The 1,826-nt window shown below is 68.1% G+C and carries 3 protein-coding genes and 1 pseudogene; 1 reads left to right on the top strand and 3 read right to left on the bottom strand.

From position 1 onward, the window contains the following. Positions 1-255 (top strand): 3-hydroxyacyl-CoA dehydrogenase family protein (locus tag B3446_RS08730; protein ID WP_291379850.1); only part of this gene is annotated, 255 nt, incomplete at its 5' end. A 20-nt stretch (positions 256-275) separates the two neighbouring features. Here B3446_RS08730 and B3446_RS08725 read toward each other — a convergent pair. The 3 genes and pseudogenes from B3446_RS08725 to B3446_RS08715 all read right to left on the bottom strand — a co-directional run. Next, the gene (locus B3446_RS08725) at positions 276-710 is read right to left on the bottom strand and encodes a YbaN family protein (RefSeq protein WP_291379848.1); all 435 of its coding nucleotides are present in this window, start codon (positions 708-710) and stop codon (positions 276-278) included. Next, a complete protein-coding gene (locus B3446_RS08720; RefSeq protein ID WP_191576363.1) occupies positions 707-1,300 on the bottom strand; it encodes a biliverdin-producing heme oxygenase in 594 nt (197 codons plus the stop codon). The genes B3446_RS08725 and B3446_RS08720 overlap by 4 nt, the downstream gene beginning before the upstream one ends. 182 nt (positions 1,301-1,482) lie before the next feature. Beyond that, positions 1,483-1,826: pseudogene (locus tag B3446_RS08715) on the bottom strand (hypothetical protein); the annotation flags it as partial.

The raw sequence follows: 1,826 nt of genomic DNA, 5'->3' as shown, positions 1-1,826 counted from the left end.
ATCGTCAACAATGCCTGCGCCATGGCGCAGCAAGGGATTGCCGCGCCGCAGGACATCGACCAGACGGTGACGCTGGCGCTGGGCTATCCGCAAGGGCCATTCGCGTTGGGTGATGCGCTGGGAGCGCGCACCATTCTGCGGATCCTTGAGCGGTTGCACGCGCGATATCAGGAACCGCGATACCGCCCCAGCGCGTGGTTGTCGCGCCGGGCAGCGCTGGGGTTGCCGCTGGGCACGGTGGCCAGCGCGCGCTGACGTGGCCCGGCGCCAGCGGCTCAGGAGCGTTGCGCGTCGCGCAGGACGGGCGATCCTGCAGCCTCGCCCCGGCTTTCGCCCGGCGGCTCGGGCCGTTGCCATATCCACACCAGCACCGCCACCATCGTCACGCACAGCGGCCAGACGACCCACGGATGGGGGATGGTCTGCGTCATCACGACCATGCAGACCGTCATCGACACCGTGGCCATGACCTTGGCGCGACGCGTGACCATGCGGCCGTTGTGCCAGTTGTGCAGCATCGGGCCGAACCAGCGGTGCTCATGCAGCCAGCGGTGCAGGCGGGGCGAGCTGCGTGCGGCGGCCCAGGAGGCCAGCAGGACGAACTCGGTGCTGGGCAGGCCGGGGATGAAGACCCCGGCGACGGCCACTGCGATGCTGACGATAGCGAGCGCCAGATACAGCGCCCGCACCCACGGTTTGCGTGGCGTCATGCGCCGAGTTCGAAGTGCCGTTCGAGCAACGCGCCAAAGCGGTCATAGGCCGCGTTGGCGCCGGCGATGACGGCGTCATGCGTGGCGGGGTCGAGCGTGTCGCTGTCCAGCGAGGCGACGAAGCGGCGCCACACGGTGGCGCGGCCATCCGGGTAGGCGGCAAGGTTGCGCGCGCCGAAGTCGGCGGACAGGCCCAGGTCGGATTGCGCCTGCTTGAAGAGGAAGGCGGCGCCCAGCGTGGAGCCTTCGGACACGTACAACCAGCCCAGCGCTTCGGGCATCGTCACGCCAATGCTGGCGATGCCGTCCTCGGGGGCGGCGGCGCCCAGATCGCGCAGGTCTGCGAGCGAGGCGTCTTCACGGCCGCGTGCTTCCAGGTCCGGCACCGCCTGCTTGACGGCGTCGTCCTGGAACAGGAATTCGACGTCGCGCTGAAAGAGGTACTGCGCGGCGACGAAGCGGGCATACGAATCGCGGCTTGCGAACGGCGCGCCGCGCTCCATGAGCTGGTGCATGCGTTCGTGCTGCGCCGCGGTTTCGTGTTTCAGGCGCTGCGACAGCGAGGGACGTTCGAGGGTTTCGGTGGTCATCGTCGGTGTGGGTGATGGGTGAAGGCGATCCATCGATGATGGATGATGATGAGTCTTATTATTTCCTACGACTTGCCGAATGACACGTTAAAGATGCTTAAGAAACGTGTCCGTGCGAGCGATGCCGTACACGGATCCGTGTAAAGGATGGCGTTGGAAACGCGGCGCTCGAAGCATGCCTCTCAAAAGCCGGTTTCGCGCACCAGCAGCGCGGCGACGCGGCGCCACGTTCGCAGCAGCAGGCTTTCGGCGTCGCCTTCGATGATGGCCGTGCCGCGCATGGCCTGCAGGCGCGGCATGGCGGCGTTTGACGTATCCGCTGGGCGCAGGATCACGCGATACACCGCGCGTTCCGGCACAAGGCCCTGCGATTCGGGGTCGGGTCGCGCTTCGCCGCGCGGCGCCTGCATCGCGGGCACGGCGCCGCCGTTTGTCGAGCTGAGTTCGGGCGCGGCCGCCAAGCGTCGCGTCGCGGTGGCGGCGATGTCGGACACCACCAGCGCGACGGCGGGCTCGCCGGGATCTT

The sequence above is a fragment of the Achromobacter sp. UBA5777 genome (assembly GCF_002418565.1).
GTDB classification, from domain to species: domain Bacteria; phylum Pseudomonadota; class Gammaproteobacteria; order Burkholderiales; family Burkholderiaceae_B; genus Achromobacter; species Achromobacter animicus.
Note: the sequence above shows the minus strand (reverse complement) of the source record. Positions and strands in the feature narration are given on the sequence as shown.